This is a genomic window from Ginsengibacter hankyongi (assembly GCF_008710285.1).
Lineage (GTDB): Bacteria > Bacteroidota > Bacteroidia > Chitinophagales > Chitinophagaceae > Ginsengibacter > Ginsengibacter hankyongi.
Genome location: NZ_VYQF01000001.1, coordinates 2,174,011 through 2,192,848, shown reverse-complemented (window position 1 = coordinate 2,192,848; position 18,838 = coordinate 2,174,011). Strand labels below are relative to the sequence as shown.

The window sequence follows — 18,838 nt, the reverse complement described above, 5'->3', positions numbered from 1 at the left end:
CAATTTAATGACATAAAACGCTTTATATTTCTAATAAAAAATTACAGCACTATTCTAAACGTGATCATCATTTTTTTCCTGCCTTAATTATAAGCCAAAAAATAATAACGACAATTACAATTACGCCTATAACGCCAAACCATACACCGGCTTTAAAAATACCGGCAATTGCCTGGCAGCTGCTCAAGGTAAGGGCCATAAAAAGTAGTGGGAGAAGGACTGTCCGAAGATTAAATTTGTTCATATTTTGTCTATTTTATTTTGTGAAAAAGCAACTGTTCTTTATTCTTTTATGAATGTTACTTCACTTCTAAAAAAAGCCAGACTATTATCTGGCTCATAATTTTAATAATGTTTTTTACTTGTAAATCTTTCAATACAACGGTCACATATTAAATTATAAAACTTCCTGGGCGGCTTCTACATTGATGTTTTTTTCGGCAATTTGTGTTAGCTTTTCGTCTGTTTGCTTTTCTTCCTCTAAAGTTTTGAATAAAATCTCAGCCACCTCGTCAAGGCTTAGTGTTTTTGCAAGTTGAGTGAGTCCTCCATAAGTAGCTATTTCATAATGTTCAACTTTTTGCGCTACAAGTATAATTCCCACGTCCCTAGTAATGGAACCTTCATCGGTTTCATCAACTGTATCATCTCCTTCCTTTGTTATACCAGCCATCGCGTGGCATTTCTTTGCCTGCGGGGTTCTATTCAATAAACCGAAAACATCTTCAAGTCTTGAAACGTGTGTTTTTGTCACTATAAGGTGTTCATTTATTGCATCCTTTAGTTCCTGGGTAGTGGCCGCTTTTTGCATTTTAGGTAAAACCTTTACGAGATGCTTTTCAGCCCAATAAATATCTTTCAGCTCATCAATAAAAAATTCCTGCAGCATTGATGAGTCATTAGTTGTTGACATCGTTCTTTCTTCGGTTTGTGAATTATTCATTTTAAATATTTTTCATGGTTATTTAATTTATACAATCCTTAAAATATTATGCCAGAATCTTATTGAGTGTAAGTAGGTATAAATAAATAATTTCATTTGTTATCTTTGTAAAATAATTGGCCATAAGTTTAAAATCCTTTCTCATTATGGGAAAAAATTTACTCAAATCCAAGTGTTTAAATTATATTTTTGAGTTGCCTGTATTTTTATGAAACCCTTAGCCTGAGTATATTATAGCTACCTTTGCATCACTTGAGTTTTATTGGCAATATATTTTGTATCTATTATTCGAAAATAAATTTTATAAATTTTAAAACTTACAACTATGGGATCAGGAAAAGTATTAGCAAGCGTTTTGGCAGGTGCCGCAGCAGGCGTAGTATTAGGAATATTATTTGCCCCTGATAAAGGCACGGAAACCAGGAGAAAGATTGCAGAAAAGGGTTCGGATCTTGCTGGTTCTGTGAAGGATAAATACAATGAATATGCAGAAGCCATTTCAGATAAATATGATTCTGCAAAACAAAAATTGTCTGGATATGCGTCTGAAGGAAAGGACATGGTAAACCAGGCAAAGGATAAGGCGAATGCTATGAAAAGTGATGTAAGAACTTCCATGAATTCTTAATTCATTTTTCTTATATCAGTTATCAATATTACGAGCCCGGTGCTAAATGATAAAAAATGGAAAGTAAGCCTACAAACGTGGAAGATTTATACCAGAAGTTAAGTGAGTATGCAGATGTGAGAATTAATTTGTTTAAGCTGAAAAGCATAAATAAAATATCTGGTTTTATGTCATCTGTTGTAACAATTGTTATTTTAATTATTTTATTTGGAGCTGTATTGCTTTGCCTTACTGTGGGCGCCGGATTCTTAATAGGCGAATGGGTTGGCAAAGTGTATTACGGTTTTTTTATCGTAGGTGCAATCTATTTAATCATCGGGCTTGTAATATATTCAATGCGTGATAAATTAATAAAAACTAAAGTGAGTAATAAATTAATTAAGGATCTGCTTGATTAAGAATCGCCGGTAAATTTCTTACAATGACAAATGAAGAGATAGCAACAAATAAGTTAGAGCAGATAGCGAATGTATCCGATTTGAATGCCGCTATAAAAAGATTGGAAAGAAAAAAATTCCTACTGGAAGAAAATTTAAAAGATGATTTTCATTCAGTACTTGAGAGCCTCAAACCTGCAAATATATTAAAGCATACATTGCATGAAGTGCAGGAATCTACTGAGCTGAAGCATAATCTTTTTAAGGTAGCCCTGGGCTTGGGCGCAGGATATTTTTCACGAAAACTGGTAGTGGGTAAGTCTGCGGGAATATTAAAAAAAGCGCTTGGTACTGCATTGCAATATGGTATTACTAATTTTATTTCAAAAAGAAATGATAAGGATGATGAAATTGGTTTTCGTCCAAAAAGAAAAAATCTTTTTAAAAGAATACTTTCCATTTAAGCGCCAAGTTTTTTAAGACAACTGTTAAGATCAATTCCCTTTTCCAGGATTCCGGTAAATATATCTCCCCTTTTCTTTACTACTTCCAGCATATTGTGAATGGTAAATTGCTGTGGTGATAAACCAGCTTTTACTTCTTTCCAAAATAACGGAGCTGAAACAGTAGCCCCAACTTTCGGGCGTAAACTATAAACAGAAGCAATAGTTTGACCTCTGCGATTTTGTAAATAATCCATGTAAATTTTATCGTTACCTCTTTTTTGGAGGTTGCGCTCAAGGGTTGTAAAATCTTTTAATTCTTCGCTTGCCATTATGCATATTATATACGCAAAATCTTTTACCTGCTCATAAGAATATTTTCTTCCGGTGGGAACATATACGTGAAGGCCGGAAGCGCCCGAAGTTTTGCAAAAAGAACTGGCGCCTGCCTTATCTAAAACCTGTTTAACTACATTAGCCGCTTCTATTACCTGTTCAAAAGAATTTTTTTCAGACGGGTCTATGTCTATAATAAGATAATCCGGATTGTCCAGGGATTTTATTGTTGAATGCCAGGGATTAATTTCTATACATCCGAGATTGTTCATGTACGTTAATGTCGCTTCATTATCGCAAATAATATAATCAATGTCTTTATTGGTTGATTCGGAAAAAAGCTTTTTACTATTTACATAAGAAGGAACGTTTCCCGCAGCATCTTTTTGAAAAAAACCTTGTCCATGTATTCCGTTTGGATTTCTTAAAAGAGATTCAGGACGACCTTTTAAATATGGAAGAATATAATCTGCCATCGAAATATAATAATTAATTACATCGCCTTTGGTAATGCCATCTTCGGGAAAATAAATTTTGCTGAGATGTGTTGCTTTTACTTTTGATTTTCCAAAAGTAAAAACTTTATCATCTTTTCCTGTTTTCTCTTCAGTTGTTGAAGGCTTTGTTTTTACTGTTGAAATTGCTGTTGTATTTGCCATGTTTACTTCGTTTATATCTTTATCATTCCTTAGATGCAAAAAGACAGGTTGTCTTAATTTTCCGTCAGCTGTAATCTCTGCAAATTTTACTTCGCAAATTAATTGTGGCTTTACCCACGTAACGGGCGAATTGGTTTTTATTTTTTCATCGAACGGAGATTTTTCCTGGACTAACGGTTGAAGTTTTTCAAACATCTCTTTTAAGGAATTTTGATTAAAACCACCTCCGGTGTGGCCGATATATTTAAATCTTTTTCCATCTTTAATTGCAAGAATTAATGCCCCTAAATATTTTCTTGCTCCCAGTGGCTGCGTATAGCCTGCAATAATAGCTTCTTGTGTTTTATGATGTTTTATTTTAAGCCAGTCTGAAGTTCTTTTGCCGGGATAATATTTTGAATCCATCTTTTTTGCCATAATCCCTTCGAGATCTTTTTCTTCGGATACTTTGAAAAAAGACTTTCCTTTTTCAAGAATATGATCTGAATATCTAATGACTTCGTTTTCAGGAATTATTTTTTGGAGCAATTCTTTCCTTTCAATTAATGAAAGGCCTGTTGTGTCGTGCCCTTTTAATTTTAATAAATCGAAAATATAATATTGAATTGGCCGGTCCTGGTTTTCAGCATAATGTTGCAACAGTTGAAAGTCTGGCTTCCCTTTATCGTTTATAACCACAATTTCTCCATCAACTACTACGTCTTCGTTAATCTTTAATAATTGATCTGCAACTATTGGATAAGTTGAAAGAAAGCTAAGGCCATTGCGGGAATACAATAAAATTTTATTTTTATTTTTTTCGGCAATTGCACGGTAACCGTCCCATTTTATTTCGAACAACCAATCCTTGTCATCAAAGGGTTTGTCGGTTTCTTTGGCAAGCATTGGCTTTATAAAGTCGGTTAATTTTTTATCAGGAATTATGGAAGTTTGGACGAACTTTTTTTTTTCGCTGGCTGCTTTTTATTTTCATCCAGCCATTTATTTATTGGTGAATTTTTTGGCGTTTGTTCTTCACTGTTATAATCGCTGTCCACCGCATAATCGTCATTATGCTTTATTAGCAGCCAGCTATTATCTTCTTTATCTTTTAGTTTTACTAAAGCAAATTCGCCTTTGAGTTTCTTACCAAATAATTGAAATTTCAGATTACCGGCTTTTAACCCTGCACGAAGTCTTTTTACCGCAACATCTTTTGATGAATTCTCGATATCGTTATAGGTTCCTTCATCCCATATTTCCACAATGCCGGCTCCGTAATTCCCTTCCGGTATTTCTCCTGCAAAATTTTTATAGGCGTAAGGATGGTCTTCAACCATCATGGCTAAACGTTTATCTTTTGGATTTAAAGACGGCCCCTTGGGGACAGCCCAACTTTTAAGAACGCCATCCAGCTCAAGCCTGAAGTCATAATGCAGGCGGCTGGCCTTGTGACGTTGAACCACAAACGCGAGCTTAGATACCGATTTTTTTACCTTACCTGCGGGTTCAGATGTTTCTTTAAAATTTCTTTTTTTTTTGTAAAGAGTAAGTGCCATATCAAGAAGCTTTTTTTCGTTTTACATCAAGGCTTGCTTTCAGTTGCTCCATCAGGTCCTTGGTTTTATTATGAACAATTTTCATTTGCGGAGCTTTAATTTTTTTGCCACTTGCTTTGGCTTTTATTAATTTAAGAAGCTCGCCGTTGTATGTGTCTTTATATTTTGAAATATCAAATTTCCCGGTAAGTTGGTCAATAAGTGTTATAGCCATTTTTAACTCGGCAGGCTTTACGGTTGTATTTTTTGGGAGCGATAAATCACTTGTGTCTCTTATTTCTTCTTCAAACCTAATACGGTTTAATACGATTACATCTTTGTCTGGTCTTAGTATGGCAAGGCTTTCTTTGCTTCTCATTACAAAACTGGCAACGCCTACTTTTTTTGTTTTTAATAAAGCTTCCCGCAATAATTCATAGGGCCTTGTTCCGGATTTATCGGGTTCCAGATAGTAGGGAGTCTCATAATAAAGGCTGCTGATTTCCTCTTCCTTTACAAAATCTGATATTTCAATTGTTTTTGTTTTTTTTGCGCTGGCTGCTTCAAAATCTTTATCATCCAATATTACATATTCATCATTTAACTTGTAACCCTTTACAATATTTTCCCAGCCAACTTCTTTACCGGTTTTTTCATTAATACGCAGGTATTTAATATGCGAATGATCTTTTTTATCGAGCATATCAAGATCGAGATTACTGCTTTGAGTGGCGCTATACAATTTTACCGGAATATTTACTAGGCCGAATCCGATAGCACCTGTCCATATTGGTCGCATAACTTTATATTTAAGGAGATAATTTATACATAGAAAGTATTATGCCTTATTATGAAGTCCTTACTGGTCCATCGTTATAAGACATTACTAAGGTACACAAAAAGATTGCTGGGTAAATAATTCCACGCAATCGCCGAAACTTCATCAATTCCAACAATCGATCAAGACACCGATGGAATTTCAGTACGAAACCATTAATTTTGCCATCCTTTAAACGGAAGCAGGTCCCGTAGTTCAATGGATAGAATAGAAGTTTCCTAAACTTTTGATACAGGTTCGATTCCTGTCGGGACTACTTAATTACTCCGTTTTTTCCCTAAATATTTTAATTAAAGCCGAACTGAATTATACGAACGGCTAATCGCTTTTAATGCCAAGGAGGGTGCAACCTGAACTTACCAATCACAATGTAATATCAAGCGGAGAAACGGAAGACGAATATATGCTTGAAAGATTACCTTTTTCATCAACCAGATATTTATAAAAATTCCATGTCGGTTCTTTGTGATTCCATCCATTTTTATTTGACTCAGTTAGCCATTGGTAAACGGGTTGTTTATTTTTCCCCTTTACATCATTTTTTGTAAAGAGTTGAAATGTTACGCCATAATTTATTTTACAGAATTCAGCAATCTCTTCATCACTTCCGGGCTCCTGTGCACCAAAATTATTGGACGGAAAACCTAGAATAATAATATTTTTATTTTGTTGATTTAGTTGTTCAAGCTCTGTATATTGTGGCGTATAACCGCATTGACTGGCAAGATTTACCAATAAAACTTGCTTGCCGCGATATTTTTCAAATTGAATTTCTTCGCCATTATTTGAAGTCGCCTTTAAAGAGTAAAAATTTACAAGAGCATTTTTGTTTGACATATTTTTACTCACCTTAATTCCGAGGCCTGTAAGCCTGGAAAATTTCATTCGCAAATTATAAGAAGAAGCAATTATCTTTTTTATGAAAGACATTAGTTAATTATTTCTGATTTATCCCAAAGTAGAGATTCACGAGTTGAGAAATTTATCATTTTTAGTTACCAATTAATTTTTTAAACCATTTCAGTTTTCCTTTAAATGGCGGATACTTTAATGAAGGATCTATTGATGTAGAAGTTTTTAAAACAGGCTTTGCATGTGTAAAAACATTGAAAGTTTTTTTGCCATGATAGGCGCCAATACCGCTGTTTCCAACGCCGCCGAAAGGAAAATGTTCGTTGGCAAAATGCCACACTGTATTGTTTATACATCCACCTCCGAACGCAACTTTCTTTGTCCATTCATCTTCCGTACTTTTGTTTTTGGTAAATAAATAAAATGCCAAAGGATTTTCATTTTGCCGAACCATTTGCATCGCTTCTTCTGTGGAAGAAAATGATAATACCGGTAATACCGGCCCAAAAATTTCTTCATTCATAACAGCATCCTCTAACGAAATATTGGTAAGAATTGTTGGCTCAATATACAAAGCGTCTTTATTATTTTTTCCGCCGTAAAATATATTCTGTTCCGTTAAATAGCTAACTAATTTATTGAAACGGCTTTCATTAATTATTTTTCCAAAATCATTGCTGGTTGATGGATCGAAAGAATAAAATTTTTGAATTGCCTCTTTTAATTCATTTAATAAAATTTCTTTCACTTTTTCATGTACCAAAATATAATCCGGCGCGATACATGTTTGTCCCGCATTTAAAAATTTACCAAGAACAATTCTTTTTGCTGCGACTTTTACATCAGCATCTTCATAAACAATGCAGGGACTTTTGCCGCCTAGTTCCAATGTAACCGGAACTAAATCTTTTGCGGCGAGTTTATAAATTTCTTTACCAACTATTGTGCTCCCTGTATAAAAAATGTGATTGAAACGAAATTGATTTATAATAGCAGGGACCACCGCGGCGCCATCACCGGTTATAACTTTTATATAATTTTCATGAAAGATTTCTTCAATAATTTTTACAATAAGTTTTTCTGTTGCAGGCGCAAGTTCCGAAGGTTTTAATACTGCACAATTTCCTCCCGCGATAGCACCAACCAACGGCAGTAATAACAATTGTAAAGGATAATTCCATGGAGCAATTATTAACACGACACCCAATGGATCTCTGTAAATTTTTGCAGATGAAGGAAAAGTTACCAATCCTGCAGCAACTTTTTTTGGACGCATCCATTTGTGTAAATTTTTAATGGCATTTTTAATTTCTGCCATCAATAGCCCTGTCTCCGTAGCCCATGTTTCTTCTTTGCTTTTTTTAAGATCGGTATATAATGCGGCATTTATTTCTTCATCGTATTTTATAATGGCTTCTTTAAAGATTTCTAATTGTTTTATCCTTAATTCATAGGAAAGAGTTACGCCGCTTTCATAAAAACTGCGTAGATTTTTAAATGCAAAATTTAAATCACTCATAACTGCTACATTTGTTTCTCAAGGTAACTTCATCTTTTCAAAATAATAATAAAGAAAGGATAAATATGGATGATGAGTTTTTTATGAAACAGTCTTTGATGGAGGCTCAGCGGGCAGCTGATGCAGATGAAGTACCGATAGGGGCAGTTATTGTTATGCAACATAAAATAATCGGCCGCGGTTATAACCAGGTTGAAACACTTAATGATTCAACGGCGCATGCTGAAATTATCGCACTCACATCTGCTTTTAATTACCTGGGATCAAAATACTTACCGGAAGCAACCCTATACGTTACAATTGAACCGTGTGCGATGTGTTGTGGTGCATTGTATTGGAGCAAAATTGGAAGGCTGGTGTATGGAGCATCGGATCCAAAGCACGGAGGCCTTGCGAAAGTTAAGCTCCATCCAAAAACACAAATTGTTGGCAACATTTATGCGGATGATTGTGTTATGATGATGCAAAATTTTTTCAAAAAAAAGCGTTAGTCAGTTAAAATCTATTTTCGCATTGAGGAAATATTTCAATGCTTTCATGCTTTGCAACATATAGTAAGTAAATTTGTCTACATAAATAATTGTTCACTTTTTAAAATATATATTATGGCATTTACATTACCGGCTCTTCCGTATGGCTTTGATGCACTGGAGCCACATATTGATCAACAGACCATGCAAATTCATCACGACAAGCATCAACAGGCTTATGTTGATAATCTTAATAAAGCAATTGCTGGCACACCCAACGAAAATAAATCGTTGGAAGAATTACTTGCAAATGCAGGAAAAATAAGTGCGGCGGTTCGAAACAATGGCGGTGGTCATTGGAATCATAGTTTCTTCTGGGAAATTTTATCTGCCGATGGCGGAGGCAAGCCAGAAGGAAATTTAGCGGCGGCAATTGATGAAGCTTTCGGATCATTCGATGAAATGAAAGAAAAATTCAACACAGCAGGGGTTACAAGATTTGGCAGCGGCTGGGCATGGCTGGGTGTTCTTGATGGCAAGCTTGCTATATGTTCAACTCCCAACCAGGATAATCCTTTAATGGATATTGCTGAATGCAAATGCAAGCCTATATTGGGCTGCGATGTATGGGAACATGCCTATTACTTAAAGTATCAAAATAGGAGGCCGGAGTATTTAAAAGCCTTCTGGAATATTGTTAACTGGAAAAAAGTTGCAGAGCATTACGAAAAGGCTGTAGGGAAGTTGGCAGCAGCTTAAGGAATTTATAACCTTTTCATAACTGTTTCGGTTAAACGCAATTATATAAAAAACCGCCTCATTATTGAGACGGTTTTTTTATACATTTTATTTTCAACCAACTTAAATTGAAAAAGCGTTTTAATCTCTATTCTATAAAGTTGCCATATCAATTACAAACCGGTAACGTACGTCGCCCTTCAACATACGCTCATAACTTTCATTGATGTCTTTAATATTTATTACTTCCACATCGGATGTAATGTTATGCTCCGCACAGTAATCAAGCATTTCCTGTGTTTCAGGAATGCCGCCGATCAATGAACCTGCTAGACTTCTTCTTTGCATGATCAAGTTGAAAGCGGGTAAATGTGCTGGTTCAGAAGGTGCACCAACACAAACCATTACTCCGTTGGTATTAAGCATATTGAGATATATATTATAATCATGAGGGGCCGAAACGGTGTCTAATATAAAATCAAAATAATTGCTCACCTTTTTTACCTGTTCCTTATCACTCGTTAAAAGAAATTTGTGAGCTCCTAATCTTTTTGCATCCACCTCTTTTGATGGGGAATGGCTAAGCATAGTAACCTCCGCGCCAAACGACACGGCCAATTTTACACCCATGTGTCCCAGACCTCCCAGGCCCAAAATACCAACCTTATCTCCTTTGCCCACTTTCCAATGTCGTAACGGAGAGTAAGTAGTTATACCTGCACAAAGAAGTGGCGCCACTCCTTCCAGTGGTAACTTTTCTGACACTTTTAAAACGAAATCTTCTGTAACTATAATGTGCTTGCTATAGCCTCCGTATGTAACGCCACTTCCATCTCTTTCTTGTCCATTATAGGTTCCTACCATTCCACCCGAACAATATTGTTCAAGCCCTTCTTTACAACTATCACATTCACGGCAACTATCTACCATACAACCAACTCCCACAACATCACCCACCTTATATTTTTTTACATGATCTCCCACTTTGGTAACACGGCCAACAATTTCGTGACCTGGAACAACGGGATAAACAGTGCCACCCCATTCGTTTCTTGCAGTATGTAAATCACTATGGCAAACACCACAATATAAAATATCTATTGCCACATCGTGTGGCTTTGTATCTCTTCTTTCTAAGCTCCACGGTTCAAGCGGAGTTGCAGCACTCTTGGCTGCATAGGCTTTTGTTTCTGACATATATATTTTTTTAGAACAACAAATTTAACTCGTAAAAAGTTTGAATAGCCGGTAAGTATCTGTTAAGTATTTTTTTACGGCTACAACTATCATCAAAGTAAATTTTTTTAATGTATAGATTAAATGCAACTTTATTAAAAAACCCATTATGAATAAATTTCTTCTTATAGTTTGTTGCTGTACCTGTTTTCTTAATCCATTATTTTCTCAAAACACAGAAGTTAAAAATTCGCCCGATAAAAAGGTAGATGATAGTATAACGGCCGCCCGTAAAGACAGCGTTAAGTGGGCAAAGCTTGCAAGCCTGGCTTATTTTCCTTTAATAAAGGCCGGCACTTTTTCGGGAGTATTACCGGTAGAAGGTGTAGATGAAATTCCAAGCCCCAAACGCCAGTATAAATTGCTGTTTGAGTTTACCCTTAATTTTAAAGATTCCACTCACGAAAAATTAAATCCCGGCCTTGTAGAAATAGCACGGGTACTTAATTTACATGTGGCTTCCGGCATACCTATTTCGCACATTCATCCCGTTATAGTTGTGCATGGGCCTTCTCTTTTTTCAATCCGGAATAATGGGGTTTATCAATCCGAATACAAGAAAGATAATCCAAACAGTCAATTAATTTTAGACCTGATGAAAAATGGGGCAAAGTTTATTGCCTGTGGCCAGGCTATGAATTTTCTTGATATTAAAAAACAAGAATTATATCCGGGCGTTAAAGTATCATTAACTGCGCAAACGGTTCTGTCTAATTATATTGGACAGGGATATGTATGGTATGGAATTAGTGAAGAAAACAAGTAAAAAATATATGGATAACTCCTATTAAATATTATTTTTTATTCTTCAACAATAGATAATAATGGCATTACTTTTTGAACCTATAAAGATCAGGAGCATTGAACTTAAGAACAGGATAATAGTGTCGCCTATGTGCGAATATTCCAGCATTGATGGCTTTGCCAATGACTGGCATTTAGTGCATTTAGGTAGCCGCGCTGTTGGGGGAGCGGGTCTTATTTTAACTGAAGCCGCCGCCGTTTCACCTGAAGGACGGATTACGCCCGATGACCTTGGCATATGGAAAGATGAGCATATAGAATTTCTCAAACGAATTACAAAATTTCTCGAAGAAAACGGCACGGTCCCGGGAATACAACTTGCACATGCAGGACGAAAAGCAAGTCACTCGAGTCCGTGGAAAGGCAGCAAAGCTTTACAAAATGATGAAGGCGCATGGCAAACCCTGGCGCCCAGCGCAATTGCTTATAAAGCGGGTGAACCATTACCACGAGAAATGAATAAAGATGATATTGACAAAGTGATAAATGATTTTAGCGCAGCGGCAGAAAGGGGATTGAAGGCGGGTTTCAAAGTTTTCGAGATTCATGCGGCGCATGGATATTTAATAAATGAATTTTTATCTCCGTTAAGTAACAAACGTTCCGATGAATATGGAGGGCAATTTGAAAATCGTATAAAAATATTAGTGGAAATTGTTGAAGCCGTAAGGAAAGTAATTAAAAAAGATTTGCCACTGTTTGTCCGTATCTCTGCCACTGAATGGATTGAAGGAGGCTGGAACATAGAGGACTCTGTAGAGCTTGCATTAATTTTAAAAGCTAAAGGAGTTGATCTCATAGATTGTTCTTCCGGAGGCAATTCGCACAATCAAAAAATTACTTTAGGGGCACTGTATCAAGTTCCTTTTTCAGAAAAAATTAAAAAAGAAAGTGGGATACTCACTGGTGCTGTAGGGCTTATTACTACAGCAGAACAGGCAGAAGAAATTCTTGCTAAAGGCCAGGCCGACATTATTGTGATAGCCCGGCAGTTTTTACGAGACCCTTATTTCCCGTTACATGCCGCGAGGGAACTCAATGTTGATATACCCTGGCCCCTTCAATATGAAAGAGCTAAAAAAGCTTGACCGCAATTTATACATAGCTCCCTTTATCAAATAAAAAAACTCCGGTTGTGCCGGAGTTGACTTGAGTTATTTTGAAATTTATTTCTTTACATTCAAAGTAATTGCTTCGGATAATTTACTTCCATAAGAACGATGAATTCCATCTGCAAACTGTAGTGCTAAGCGGTGCTTGCCCGGCGATAAAGTAACAGTTGCTTCTTTTTGCGCATTTCCAAAATGGAGGTGAGTACTGTCTTTACGCACAACAACTCCAGAGGCTGTAGAATCGCCATCATCAATTATAATATGAAAATGCCCTGAGTTTTGTTTTATTGTTCCTGCTGAATCAACAGAAATATTCGTGGCACCCATTTCTACTTTTAATGGAGATGAAACCGTTTGACCATCTTTAAGGTTTTTAAAATAAACCTTCGCTCCGGCGGGAACAGCCGGTAGTGCATCCATCGTTGTAGTATTCATTGCAGTATGAGACGAGTCAGCCTGCATGGTCGTGGTGTCATTCTGACTACTTGTTGAATCTGAAGAAGAGCTCTCATTCCCCGTTCCGGAATTGCAGGATATCAATCCAATTAAGAGTACTGCGGGAGCAAAAAGAAATTTTTTCATCGCTTATGTTTGAATTTTATTATAAATGTTTTAAATATCAGTCAAAATGATAAATATTCTGTCATGGAGCAATAAAATTTATAAACTTCGGACTCAGGGAAAATTCTTACTAACTGATTTTTCATTTCATCGTTAATTTAATTTAAAAATAAGCTGTAAAAATTATCTGCCTGTTTTTTTATCTTTTGCATTACCGATGATATATCCGCCCGCTGCGCCGGCAATACCACCAATTATAGCTCCCTTTCCTTTCTTTTTGCTAATAATGGCGCCCCCAACTGCGCCGGCCGCTCCACCTATAACAGCATCTTTTGCTCTATTACTCCAGCCTTTCTTTGTAGCGGTTGTGGTTGTAGTAGTTTTCTCACTAGTTGTTGAGCGTGTTTTATCTCCCGACGTAGATGATGAACTTGTTGTTTTACTGCTACTTTCATTCGATTCATGATTATAAGGCTTTGTCACCTTATGTGTTGTTATAGCCGTATCTGATGAAGTGGTATTGTTATACCGGCCAGTAGTGTCAGTAAGCATTACCTTGTTAGTTTCTAAATCTGAAGAGCCGTTTTTGCATGCTCCAAAAGCAGAGGCCATTGCAATGACTATTAATAATTTTTTCATAATTCACTTATTTTTTTGTCCTTATTATGCGTTATCTGTAAAGTCGCTTATCCTACCCCACGCCAGAGAAAACTATGCCAGAAATATATATTGCTAAATTCATCATACGTAACTCGGTACTAGACAACAATAAACACCTACGCAAAAAAACCGCCACGTCATTACGGCGGTTTAAATTATAAAAAAAAATTCCAATCATATCATATATTCCGAGCGGTTCATACCTGTACACCAGATTATGTCGATATTAAATCGCTTAAACTTTCTTTGGCTTAATTACATTGGCGTAAAGCTCTTTAAAACAGCCACAGCATCGTGATAGTATTCCTTCGAATAAGATATCCAGATATAAAAACTCAGGTCGGGATAGTCAGGATTTACTATAAGCATTACAGTTGCAGGGAAACCAGTTTTGGAGCCGTCAATAGCACAACCCCAATACCCATTAATATTTTCAAGATAAATAGGTTGAGTATCGCCTGCAGAATTTTCTGTATTGTAACTTAGGTCTAAATCATTTGCCCACTTAATAATAGCATTTTTCATACCGTCATAAGTAAGATTTTCTCCTTTACGCGGATAAATATCCAATGCCATAGCCTTATTGGTGGCCTCGTAAACCGTTGCATCATTTTTCTGAACTACGAGATTATCCGGTGCTTTAAATTTAATTCTATAGGTATCCCATGTCCATAGTTGTAAAGTTTGACCATGCATGGTCAAGCCGATAATGAACAACATAAAAGTTGAAAGAAATTTTTGTTTCATAAATAAGAGTTTATAGTGCTGAAATAAATGTTGCTAAAATTGTATCTATAAAGCCAGCAATGTTCGATTGACTTTTTAATCAACCCGTAACTAAAATCAGTAAGTTCTAATAATTTGAACAAGCCTTTTGCAGAGGAACAGCACTATATTTTTCGGAACTTGAAATTGGATTCTAAAAGAAAGAATGGACTAAATTCTTTTGTTGCAGAGGAGCAGCTATAGATTAGGGAGATTCATAAATTGATCTCAAAATTATATCCAAAGAATCAATAAAAAAAAATTTTTTGGAGCTGTTATTGATGTAGGTTTTAATTTAATATTCTTGCTTCTTTTTCAGTTTTGATAGCATTTTGCTCTTTAATTTTTACCCATCCGCCTACAACATTTCTAATATTATGATAACCTTGTTTCTTTAAGACGGAAGCAGCTATCAGGCTTCTATAGCCACTTGCAGAATGCAGATAAATATTTTGGGTTTCTTCCAGTTGGGCAATTTGCGCAATATCTGTCATATCGGTTAACGGCAGGTTGATGGCATCTTTCACATGGCCTTCATTAAATTCATTTTCTTCACGAACATCTACAATTATAAGATTATCATCGAAAGGAATATCCATAGCAAATTCATCAGCTTCAATATCGATAATAATATCAATTTTTTCACCAGCTTGTTTCCAGGATTCAAACCCGCCACTAAGATAGCCTTCAACCTTGGTAAATCCACTGCTGGCAAGCCTTATAACGGTTTCTTCCTCTTTCCCAAAATCGGTAACCAAAATAATGGGCAGGTGATAAGATAAAATGCTTCGGGCCCATTCAGCAAATCTTCCTTCCAGGCCTATAAATATCGAGCCTGGAATAAAGCCATTGGAAAATTCTGCGGCCGATCTTGTATCAAGAACCAAACTGTCGCCCGCCATTTTCGATTTAAAGTCATTTACATTTAATGGCGAAAGGCTGCCTGATCCTTCAGGGTTGATGTCGGCATTTATTTGTTTCAAATACATATAAATATTTTTTTAAATAATTTTTAATCAATATATCAATCCATTTGTTCTAAGAAATAGCTTGATTAAAAATTATTTGCAAAAGTAAAAATAAAAGAGAACCAAATTGTAAAGGATGTGGGAAGTGGAAGTTAAAAAATCATCCTACAAGACTTTTTACAAATTGATTAATGGCATCAATTCTGGAAAAATTTATTGTATAAAAAATAAATTTACCATCACGTTTGGCAGTTACAATTCCTGCTTTTCTTAAGATAGCGAGGTGCTGTGACGCAACAGATTGTTCAAGGCGCAACTTTACATAGAGCTCAGTAACGGTAAGCCTTTTATTCTCGTGAATGGTTTTAATCACCTGTTGCCGAAGCTTATGATTTAATGCCCTTAAAACCAGGGCTGCCTTTTTAACATTGTGGTAATCAATATCAGGAAGGTTTTCATTTTCTGCGCCTTGCCCTTTTTCATTTAAATATTGGATGGGGCCGGAAACGGTCATAATATTATAGTTTATTAATTATATTACCTTAACTCACAACTACACAAAGATACATATTGACAATAAAAATATATAGGAGGTTAAATAAAAAAAAATAAAAGTCTTTTACAGGCATCAGCCTTTATCTTTTCAAAATAGTATAAAAATCTTTTATATATAACGGTTGGGCATAGGGGATGTTTTCAAATTCTTTTTTGTAATATTTTTTCCATGAAACCGAGCACAAAGATTCACTTGAAATTCGGCAATTTATAAAAACAGAATTTATATTTTTTGTGATTGTTTTAAATTTATCAATACCGCTGCCTGTGAAATATATTTTTTTTGAATGCAGTATGTCAGCAAAAGAATTTTCATCAACAACCATTGCCGAAGGAGGGGCGATTTCCAGTAATTTGTAATCGTAAAGCGCAGCGTAAACTTCCATTCGCCTGGCATCAATCATTGGGCAGTAAAGGGCCTCAGCATCCCCGATAGCCACAATTGCAGAAAGGGCCATCAACTCTAAAGAATTAAAAGTTATAAGTGGAATATGTAAGGCATAACACAACCCTTTTGCCGTGGAAAGCCCAACGCGTATGCCTGTGTAAGAGCCGGGACCGGCACTAACACCCACAGCGCTCAATTTCTTTATATCCACTTCGTGCGTTTGTAATAGTTCCCTGATTGCTGTGTGAAGAAAAGATGCGTGTTGCTTCGTATCATTATTTGTAAAAGTTCCGAGAATTTTCCCGTCTTTTATTATGTTGATGATAGCTGTTTCAGTGGCAATATGAATATTTAAGATGTAAGACATTTTATTTTATTGACCAGGCAATTCAAAATATTTTTTTTTCAAAAAAGGTGCAACAGAATAGCGTTTATCCGTTGCCGATAGTTTTTGCAATAAGTTGTAAATATTGTTTAACCCTATTTTTTCTCCCCATTCAAACGGACCATACGGGTAGTTTGTCCCGAGCTTCATGGCAAGATCGATTTGTTCCCTTGTACTAACGCTTTCTCCAAGTGCAAAAAACGCTTCATTTACAATCATACTAATTACACGTGCAGCAACTAATCCCGGCTCATCTTTTACAAAAACAACATTCCACCCAAGTTGCTCAAATAGGTTGCTGGTAACATTTCTGTTGTTGGTTGCTATTTCCCACATCGGTCTTTTTAGAAATCCCGTCCATCCGTTTATGCGGCTGAAATTATCCGGCAACTTCTTTTCTGCTAAGGTTTCTATAACAGAATTAATATAAACCGGTTTGCCAGGAAACTTATTTATATCGGTAATCTCATCCTCGTTTAAATAAAAAACCGCGTCACAATTTTCATTACCGTCTAACTCTGCGCCAGTACCCGAAAAAATTATTTCCACATCACGATTAGTATTCTTTAATAGAATTTCTTCCTGTTGTTCTACCTTTGCTACAACAATCAACTTCATATTAATTTTTTGCAAAAATAGGTTTGTTATTTGATGGAAAGTTTTGCAACTTTATTATCCTCTTTTAAAAAATAAAAATGGACAAGAAAATTATTAATACATCACATGCACCCGATCCTATAGGGCCTTACAGCCAGGCAGTGAAAGCTAACGGGATGCTTTTTATCTCGGGGCAGGTTGCCATAAAACCGGGTACGTCTGAACTCATTACTGATAACATCCAAAAAGAAACCGAACAGGTAATGAGTAATTTAAAGGCAATTTTGAATGAAGCCGGGCTTGAGTTTGAACATGTGTTAAAAACAACCATCTTTTTAAAAGATATGAGCTTGTTTACATCTGTCAATGAGGTTTACGGTAAATTCTTTAATTTAAATTTCCCTGCCAGGGAAACAGTGGCAGTTAAAGGATTACCTAAAGATGTTAACGTTGAAATAAGTATGATAGCCGCGGAATAAAATAAATTTATCTTGAAAAAGCAGGTAATCATTACATCCAAGGTGCATAATTATTTACTTGATGCACTTCAACAAAAAGGGTATTCAGTTCTTCATAATGAAAAAATAAGTTATGAAGAATTAAGTGCAACCATAAGCCAGGCCGATGGTATAATCGTAACTACACGTTTACCTATTGACAAATCTCTTATTGATAAAGCTTCACGGCTCAACTGGATTGGGCGATTAGGGAGCGGTATGGAATTAATTGATGTGGAATATGCTACTTCAAAAGGAATACGTTGTGTAAGCAGTCCCGAAGGTAACCGCAATGCTGTTGCGGAACATGCATTGGGAATGTTGCTCAATCTTACTAATAAAATAAGCTCAAGCTACGAGGAAATTAAAGACAGGAAATGGAACCGGGAAGCAAACCGGGGCGTGGAATTAAATGAAAGAACTATTGGTATTATAGGTTACGGAAATACAGGTTCGGCCTTTGCAAAATTATTATCTTCTTTTGGAGTAACCGTTCTTGCGTACGATAAATATAATTTTGGCTTTAGTTCAGGCTATGTAAAAGAGGCCAACTTTGAGCAGATTTGCAGGTATGCTGATGTGATCAGCATGCATGTTCCGCTTACAGATGAAACCCATCACATGGCCAACGAAAAGTTTTTTAATTCATTAGAAAAATCTCCTTTTTTTATTTCGACATGCAGGGGCAAAGTAACCAACACGAATGCTTTGATAAACGCATTAAAAAATAAAAAGATTGCCGGTGCCGCTCTCGACGTGCTTGAAAATGAAAAACTAGAAACCTATACAAAGGAGGAAAACCAGCAATTAAACACTCTTATTGCGCAACCAAATGTAATTTTAACTCCACATATTGCAGGATATAGTGTTGAAGCTTTTTATAAAATGGCAAAAGTTTTACTTAAAAAGCTTGAGTTAGAATAATTATTCATTTTTTTTTATATTTGTGATTATACAACGTCTCACTAATAATGGGGCGTTGTATTTTTT

24 protein-coding genes and 1 tRNA gene are annotated in these 18,838 nt (G+C 35.9%); 10 read left to right on the top strand and 15 right to left on the bottom strand.

Translation table 11 applies throughout. The annotated features are described in order from the left end of the window. Positions 1–67: 67 nt before the first annotated feature. Together FW778_RS23085 and FW778_RS09345 are read right to left on the bottom strand one after the other, a co-directional pair. Positions 68–244: a hypothetical protein gene (locus FW778_RS23085; RefSeq protein WP_202552138.1), complete on the bottom strand. Its 177-nt coding sequence runs from the start codon at positions 242–244 to the stop codon at positions 68–70. A 153-nt stretch (positions 245–397) separates the two neighbouring features. After that, the gene (locus tag FW778_RS09345; protein WP_150414326.1) at positions 398–943 is read right to left on the bottom strand and encodes a YciE/YciF ferroxidase family protein; all 546 of its coding nucleotides are present in this window, start codon (positions 941–943) and stop codon (positions 398–400) included. 325 nt (positions 944–1,268) lie between these two features. Here FW778_RS09345 and FW778_RS09340 point away from each other — a divergent pair, with 325 nt between their 5' ends. From FW778_RS09340 to FW778_RS09330, 3 genes are read left to right on the top strand one after another with little or no spacing between them, the layout of a single operon-like run. After that, entirely contained in the window at positions 1,269–1,571 is a 303-nt protein-coding gene (locus FW778_RS09340; RefSeq protein WP_150414325.1) for a YtxH domain-containing protein, read from the top strand. A gap of 56 nt (positions 1,572–1,627) precedes the next feature. Continuing rightward, on the top strand, positions 1,628–1,969 hold the full coding sequence (locus FW778_RS09335; protein WP_150414324.1) for a phage holin family protein: 342 nt from the start codon (positions 1,628–1,630) through the stop codon (positions 1,967–1,969). Positions 1,970–1,992: 23 nt separating this feature from the next. Further along, positions 1,993–2,412 (top strand): hypothetical protein, encoded by a 420-nt coding sequence (locus FW778_RS09330; RefSeq protein WP_150414323.1) that lies wholly within the window; start codon positions 1,993–1,995, stop codon positions 2,410–2,412. On the opposite strand, the gene ligD is transcribed toward FW778_RS09330, so the two are convergent. The 3 genes from ligD to ku are packed head-to-tail and all read right to left on the bottom strand — an operon-like array spanning position 2,409 to position 5,702. After that, a complete protein-coding gene (gene ligD, locus FW778_RS09325; protein ID WP_150414322.1) occupies positions 2,409–4,271 on the bottom strand; it encodes a DNA ligase D in 1,863 nt (620 codons plus the stop codon). The two genes, FW778_RS09330 and ligD, sit on opposite strands and share 4 nt — an antisense overlap. A 35-nt stretch (positions 4,272–4,306) precedes the next feature. Further along, positions 4,307–4,924: a DNA polymerase ligase N-terminal domain-containing protein gene (locus FW778_RS09320; RefSeq protein WP_150414321.1), complete on the bottom strand. Its 618-nt coding sequence runs from the start codon at positions 4,922–4,924 to the stop codon at positions 4,307–4,309. A 1-nt stretch (position 4,925) separates the two neighbouring features. Then, positions 4,926–5,702, bottom strand: a complete 777-nt coding sequence (gene ku / locus FW778_RS09315; RefSeq protein WP_150414320.1) for a non-homologous end joining protein Ku — start codon at positions 5,700–5,702, stop codon at positions 4,926–4,928. A 223-nt stretch (positions 5,703–5,925) separates the two neighbouring features. Between ku and FW778_RS09310 the strand changes: the two genes are divergently transcribed. Next, positions 5,926–5,997 (top strand) — tRNA-Arg (locus tag FW778_RS09310). A 107-nt stretch (positions 5,998–6,104) separates the two neighbouring features. Here the strand turns inward: FW778_RS09310 and FW778_RS09305 are convergent. Both FW778_RS09305 and FW778_RS09300 read right to left on the bottom strand, forming a co-directional pair. Next, on the bottom strand, positions 6,105–6,626 hold the full coding sequence (locus tag FW778_RS09305; RefSeq protein WP_150414319.1) for a glutathione peroxidase: 522 nt from the start codon (positions 6,624–6,626) through the stop codon (positions 6,105–6,107). Positions 6,627–6,732: 106 nt separating this feature from the next. Further along, positions 6,733–8,112, bottom strand: a complete 1,380-nt coding sequence (locus tag FW778_RS09300; protein WP_150414318.1) for an aldehyde dehydrogenase family protein — start codon at positions 8,110–8,112, stop codon at positions 6,733–6,735. Positions 8,113–8,123: 11 nt separating this feature from the next. Here FW778_RS09300 and FW778_RS09295 point away from each other — a divergent pair, with 11 nt between their 5' ends. Next, positions 8,124–8,603 (top strand): nucleoside deaminase, encoded by a 480-nt coding sequence (locus FW778_RS09295; RefSeq protein ID WP_235906166.1) that lies wholly within the window; start codon positions 8,124–8,126, stop codon positions 8,601–8,603. Positions 8,604–8,717: 114 nt separating this feature from the next. Further along, positions 8,718–9,341, top strand: a complete 624-nt coding sequence (locus tag FW778_RS09290; RefSeq protein WP_150414317.1) for a superoxide dismutase — start codon at positions 8,718–8,720, stop codon at positions 9,339–9,341. 132 nt (positions 9,342–9,473) lie between these two features. Here FW778_RS09290 and FW778_RS09285 read toward each other — a convergent pair whose 3' ends face one another. Beyond that, positions 9,474–10,517 carry an NAD(P)-dependent alcohol dehydrogenase gene (locus FW778_RS09285; protein WP_150414316.1) on the bottom strand — a complete coding sequence of 348 codons (1,044 nt, stop codon included), beginning with the start codon at positions 10,515–10,517 and terminating at the stop codon, positions 9,474–9,476. Positions 10,518–10,665: 148 nt separating this feature from the next. Between FW778_RS09285 and FW778_RS09280 the strand changes: the two genes are divergently transcribed. Then, entirely contained in the window at positions 10,666–11,322 is a 657-nt protein-coding gene (locus FW778_RS09280; RefSeq protein ID WP_150414315.1) for a DsrE family protein, read from the top strand. 58 nt (positions 11,323–11,380) lie between these two features. Beyond that, complete coding sequence (locus FW778_RS09275; RefSeq protein ID WP_150414314.1) at positions 11,381–12,448, top strand: NADH:flavin oxidoreductase/NADH oxidase; 1,068 nt, start codon at positions 11,381–11,383, stop codon at positions 12,446–12,448. A 78-nt stretch (positions 12,449–12,526) separates the two neighbouring features. Here FW778_RS09275 and FW778_RS09270 read toward each other — a convergent pair whose 3' ends face one another. The 7 genes from FW778_RS09270 to FW778_RS09240 form a co-directional block, all read right to left on the bottom strand. Beyond that, positions 12,527–13,054, bottom strand: coding sequence for a DUF4399 domain-containing protein (locus FW778_RS09270; protein WP_150414313.1), 528 nt, complete (start codon positions 13,052–13,054; stop codon positions 12,527–12,529). A 162-nt stretch (positions 13,055–13,216) separates the two neighbouring features. Further along, positions 13,217–13,672 (bottom strand): YMGG-like glycine zipper-containing protein, encoded by a 456-nt coding sequence (locus tag FW778_RS09265; RefSeq protein WP_202552136.1) that lies wholly within the window; start codon positions 13,670–13,672, stop codon positions 13,217–13,219. 276 nt (positions 13,673–13,948) lie between these two features. After that, positions 13,949–14,440, bottom strand: coding sequence for an amidohydrolase family protein (locus FW778_RS09260; RefSeq protein WP_150414312.1), 492 nt, complete (start codon positions 14,438–14,440; stop codon positions 13,949–13,951). 308 nt (positions 14,441–14,748) lie between these two features. Beyond that, a complete protein-coding gene (locus FW778_RS09255; RefSeq protein ID WP_150414311.1) occupies positions 14,749–15,447 on the bottom strand; it encodes a rhodanese-like domain-containing protein in 699 nt (232 codons plus the stop codon). A 139-nt stretch (positions 15,448–15,586) separates the two neighbouring features. After that, positions 15,587–15,940: an ArsR/SmtB family transcription factor gene (locus FW778_RS09250; protein ID WP_150414310.1), complete on the bottom strand. Its 354-nt coding sequence runs from the start codon at positions 15,938–15,940 to the stop codon at positions 15,587–15,589. Positions 15,941–16,061: 121 nt separating this feature from the next. Next, a complete protein-coding gene (tsaB, locus tag FW778_RS09245) occupies positions 16,062–16,736 on the bottom strand; it encodes a tRNA (adenosine(37)-N6)-threonylcarbamoyltransferase complex dimerization subunit type 1 TsaB (protein ID WP_150414309.1) in 675 nt (224 codons plus the stop codon). Positions 16,737–16,742: 6 nt separating this feature from the next. Further along, positions 16,743–17,372 carry a 3-hydroxyacyl-CoA dehydrogenase family protein gene (locus FW778_RS09240; RefSeq protein WP_150414308.1) on the bottom strand — a complete coding sequence of 210 codons (630 nt, stop codon included), beginning with the start codon at positions 17,370–17,372 and terminating at the stop codon, positions 16,743–16,745. A 77-nt stretch (positions 17,373–17,449) separates the two neighbouring features. Here FW778_RS09240 and FW778_RS09235 point away from each other — a divergent pair, with 77 nt between their 5' ends. Beyond that, positions 17,450–17,830, top strand: a complete 381-nt coding sequence (locus FW778_RS09235; protein WP_150414307.1) for a RidA family protein — start codon at positions 17,450–17,452, stop codon at positions 17,828–17,830. A gap of 12 nt (positions 17,831–17,842) precedes the next feature. Next, positions 17,843–18,772: an NAD(P)-dependent oxidoreductase gene (locus FW778_RS09230; RefSeq protein WP_150414306.1), complete on the top strand. Its 930-nt coding sequence runs from the start codon at positions 17,843–17,845 to the stop codon at positions 18,770–18,772. Positions 18,773–18,838 lie beyond the last annotated feature (66 nt).

What these genes read in the sequence shown, in the direction of transcription:
- FW778_RS23085 (WP_202552138.1), bottom strand. Translation starts at nt 244, where the DNA reads ATGAACAAATTTAATCTTCGGACAGTCCTTCTCCCACTACTTTTTATG.
- FW778_RS09345 (WP_150414326.1), bottom strand. Translation starts at nt 943, where the DNA reads ATGAATAATTCACAAACCGAAGAAAGAACGATGTCAACAACTAATGAC.
- FW778_RS09340 (WP_150414325.1), top strand. Translation starts at nt 1,269, where the DNA reads ATGGGATCAGGAAAAGTATTAGCAAGCGTTTTGGCAGGTGCCGCAGCA.
- FW778_RS09335 (WP_150414324.1), top strand. Translation starts at nt 1,628, where the DNA reads ATGGAAAGTAAGCCTACAAACGTGGAAGATTTATACCAGAAGTTAAGT.
- FW778_RS09330 (WP_150414323.1), top strand. Translation starts at nt 1,993, where the DNA reads ATGACAAATGAAGAGATAGCAACAAATAAGTTAGAGCAGATAGCGAAT.
- ligD (WP_150414322.1), bottom strand. Translation starts at nt 4,271, where the DNA reads ATGCTTGCCAAAGAAACCGACAAACCCTTTGATGACAAGGATTGGTTG.
- FW778_RS09320 (WP_150414321.1), bottom strand. Translation starts at nt 4,924, where the DNA reads ATGGCACTTACTCTTTACAAAAAAAAAAGAAATTTTAAAGAAACATCT.
- ku (WP_150414320.1), bottom strand. Translation starts at nt 5,702, where the DNA reads ATGCGACCAATATGGACAGGTGCTATCGGATTCGGCCTAGTAAATATT.
- FW778_RS09305 (WP_150414319.1), bottom strand. Translation starts at nt 6,626, where the DNA reads ATGAAATTTTCCAGGCTTACAGGCCTCGGAATTAAGGTGAGTAAAAAT.
- FW778_RS09300 (WP_150414318.1), bottom strand. Translation starts at nt 8,112, where the DNA reads ATGAGTGATTTAAATTTTGCATTTAAAAATCTACGCAGTTTTTATGAA.
- FW778_RS09290 (WP_150414317.1), top strand. Translation starts at nt 8,718, where the DNA reads ATGGCATTTACATTACCGGCTCTTCCGTATGGCTTTGATGCACTGGAG.
- FW778_RS09285 (WP_150414316.1), bottom strand. Translation starts at nt 10,517, where the DNA reads ATGTCAGAAACAAAAGCCTATGCAGCCAAGAGTGCTGCAACTCCGCTT.
- FW778_RS09280 (WP_150414315.1), top strand. Translation starts at nt 10,666, where the DNA reads ATGAATAAATTTCTTCTTATAGTTTGTTGCTGTACCTGTTTTCTTAAT.
- FW778_RS09275 (WP_150414314.1), top strand. Translation starts at nt 11,381, where the DNA reads ATGGCATTACTTTTTGAACCTATAAAGATCAGGAGCATTGAACTTAAG.
- FW778_RS09270 (WP_150414313.1), bottom strand. Translation starts at nt 13,054, where the DNA reads ATGAAAAAATTTCTTTTTGCTCCCGCAGTACTCTTAATTGGATTGATA.
- FW778_RS09265 (WP_202552136.1), bottom strand. Translation starts at nt 13,672, where the DNA reads ATGAAAAAATTATTAATAGTCATTGCAATGGCCTCTGCTTTTGGAGCA.
- FW778_RS09260 (WP_150414312.1), bottom strand. Translation starts at nt 14,440, where the DNA reads ATGAAACAAAAATTTCTTTCAACTTTTATGTTGTTCATTATCGGCTTG.
- FW778_RS09255 (WP_150414311.1), bottom strand. Translation starts at nt 15,447, where the DNA reads ATGTATTTGAAACAAATAAATGCCGACATCAACCCTGAAGGATCAGGC.
- FW778_RS09250 (WP_150414310.1), bottom strand. Translation starts at nt 15,940, where the DNA reads ATGACCGTTTCCGGCCCCATCCAATATTTAAATGAAAAAGGGCAAGGC.
- tsaB (WP_150414309.1), bottom strand. Translation starts at nt 16,736, where the DNA reads ATGTCTTACATCTTAAATATTCATATTGCCACTGAAACAGCTATCATC.
- FW778_RS09240 (WP_150414308.1), bottom strand. Translation starts at nt 17,372, where the DNA reads ATGAAGTTGATTGTTGTAGCAAAGGTAGAACAACAGGAAGAAATTCTA.
- FW778_RS09235 (WP_150414307.1), top strand. Translation starts at nt 17,450, where the DNA reads ATGGACAAGAAAATTATTAATACATCACATGCACCCGATCCTATAGGG.